Here is a 2635-nt window from a genome sequence, read left to right on the forward strand (position 1 = left end):
CAGGTGCGGCTCGGCGGCGTCGTACCGGCCGTCGAACATGCGCTGCTCCCAGCGCCAGCGGTCCCCGCCCTCGTACGCGGTGAGGCCGCCGTTGCTGGTGCCGGTCTCGAACTGGGAGCGCCACACGCGGTCGTGGGCGAGGCGCTCGATCAGCGTCTCGCTGCCGTCGGCGACCAGTCGGTCGGGGTGGAAGTTGATGGTGACCGGCCAGTTCATGCGTGCATGATAGTTGGGGTCCCTCGCAGCCTCGGCACTCGGCATCGAGATCGGCCCAGGCCTGAGCCGATCTCGATGCCAACTACCGAGTCTGCGGGGCAAACTGCCGCGTCAGACCGCCGCGCGCTCCGCGCGGTTGACCGCCGACACGATCGCCTTCAGCGACGACAGCGTGATCGACGGGTCGATGCCGACGCCCCACAGGACGTCGTCGCCCACCGCGCACTCGACGTACGCCGCCGCGCTGGCGTCGCCGCCCTCGGACAGGGCGTGCTCGGTGTAGTCCAGCACGCGTACGTCCACGCCCACCTGCGCGATCGCGTTCACGAAGGCGTCGATCGGCCCGTTGCCGGTGCCGGTCAGGGTCAGCTCCTTGCCGCGGTCGGTGACGTCCACCTCGAGCGTGTCCTGCTCGCCCTCGGCGGAGACCGCCCGGGTGCCGCGCAGGGTCAGCCGGCCCCAGTGCTCCAGGCCGGAGGGCGCGTTCTCCTCGACCGGCAGGTACTCGTCGGTGAAGATGCGCCAGATGTCCGCGCCGGTGACCTCGGTGCCCTGCTCGTCGGTCACCTTCTGCACGGCGTGCGAGAACTCGATCTGCAGCCGGCGCGGCAGGTCCAGGTTGTGCTCGCTCTTGAGCAGGTAGGACACGCCGCCCTTGCCGGACTGCGAGTTCACCCGGATCACGGCCTCGTAGGACCGCCCGACGTCGCGCGGGTCGATCGGCAGGTACGGCACGCCCCAGTCCAGGTCGTCGACGCCCACGCCGGCGGCCTCGGCCCGCCCGGCCATGTGCTCGAAGCCCTTCTTGATGGCGTCCTGGTGCGAGCCCGAGAACGCCGTGAACACCAGGTCGCCCACGTAGGGGTGCCGCTCGTGGACCGGCATCTGGTTGCAGTGCTCGACCGTGCGGCGGATGCCGTCGATGTCGGAGAAGTCGATCTGCGGGTCGATCCCCTGCGAGAACAGGTTCATGCCCAGGGTCACCAGGTCGACGTTGCCGGTGCGCTCACCGTTGCCGAACAGGCAGCCCTCGATGCGGTCGGCGCCGGCCAGGTAGCCGAGCTCGGCGGCGGCCACGGCCGTGCCCCGGTCGTTGTGCGGGTGCAGTGACAGGATCACGTTCTCGCGGTGGGCCAGGTGCCGGCTCATCCACTCGATGGAGTCCGCGTACACGTTGGGCGTGGCCATCTCGACGGTCGCGGGCAGGTTGATGATGACCTTGCGCTCCGGCGTCGGCTCGAAGACCTCGATGACCTCGTTGCAGATGCGGACCGCGAACTCCAGCTCCGTGCCGGTGTACGACTCCGGGGAGTACTCGTAGTAGATCCGCGTGCCCGGGACGGTCTCCTCCAGCTTGCGGCACAGCTTCGCGCCGTCGAGCGCGATGTCCACGATGCCGTCCTGGTCGGAGCGGAACACGACCTCGCGCTGCAGCACCGACGTCGAGTTGTACAGGTGCACGATCGCCTGCTTGGCGCCCGTGATCGACTCGTAGGTGCGCTCGATGAGGTGGGCCCGGGCCTGGGTCAGCACCTGGATCACCACGTCGTCGGGGATCCGGTTCTCGTCGATCAGCTTGCGCACGAAGTCGTAGTCGGTCTGGCTGGCAGACGGGAACCCGACCTCGATCTCCTTGTAGCCCATCTGTACCAGGAGCTCGAACATGCGCAGCTTGCGCTCCGCGTCCATCGGCTCGATCAGGGCCTGGTTGCCGTCCCGCAGGTCCACCGCGCACCAGCGCGGGGCCTTCTCGATGCGCTTGGCGGGCCACGTGCGGTCGGGCAGCTCGAGGTGGATCTGCTCGTGGAAGGGCCGGTACTTGTTTGTCGGCATGCCCGACGTCTGCTGCGGGTTGTCCTCGATGATCCCGCCTGCTGCGCCGTGCACGGCTGTCTCGTGAACTCCGCCGGGGGTGGTGGCGGTGATGCTGTTCTCCATCATGTGTCCTTCGCTCGGTGAGGTTGGCCGGCACACCAAGCCTCCGCGACGAGGGACCGGCCTGTCTAGGCCTCGTCGCGGCAGCGAAGGAGAAGGATCACCGTGAGACGCACGCCGTCACTGTACCCCTGGTCCGGACCGGGAGCGCCAACCACGCCCACGATCCGGACCTGACCCCGCTTGCAGGAGCGACGCCCCGCGCACACGTGTCAGACGTACGGGTCACCGGGGTGACCCGTACGTCTGACACGTCGGGGGTCAGCGGCGGCTGCGGAGCGCCGCGTCGACCTGGGGGTCGCCCAGGGCGCCGAGCCAGTCCAGCAGTGCCGGGTAGGTCGACGGGTTCGCCGCGACCTGGGGCCGCAGGTGCGGCGACTCCTGCACGATCTTGGCCAGGTCCGCGAGCGGCGTGGCCGGGTCGAGCGCCTGGGCGGCGCTCCACCGGCCGCCGGCCACCACGGGCGGCAGCACCGCGGTGTGC

At 69.7% G+C, this 2635-nt stretch carries 3 protein-coding genes; all 3 read right to left on the reverse strand.

Translation table 11 applies throughout. From position 1 onward, the window contains the following. The coding region (locus tag PROKR_RS23410; protein WP_036968323.1) for a DUF3626 domain-containing protein at positions 1-216 on the reverse strand (216 nt) is incomplete at its 3' end. 111 nt (positions 217-327) lie between these two features. Further along, positions 328-2157, reverse strand: coding sequence for a 2-isopropylmalate synthase (gene leuA, locus PROKR_RS23415; RefSeq protein WP_084800639.1), 1830 nt, complete (start codon positions 2155-2157; stop codon positions 328-330). A gap of 255 nt (positions 2158-2412) precedes the next feature. Beyond that, on the reverse strand, positions 2413-2635 hold a 223-nt coding region (locus PROKR_RS23420), incomplete at its 5' end, for a variant leucine-rich repeat-containing protein (protein ID WP_342665903.1).

Source organism: Promicromonospora kroppenstedtii DSM 19349, assembly GCF_000515355.1.
In the GTDB taxonomy this organism is placed as follows: domain Bacteria; phylum Actinomycetota; class Actinomycetes; order Actinomycetales; family Cellulomonadaceae; genus Promicromonospora; species Promicromonospora kroppenstedtii.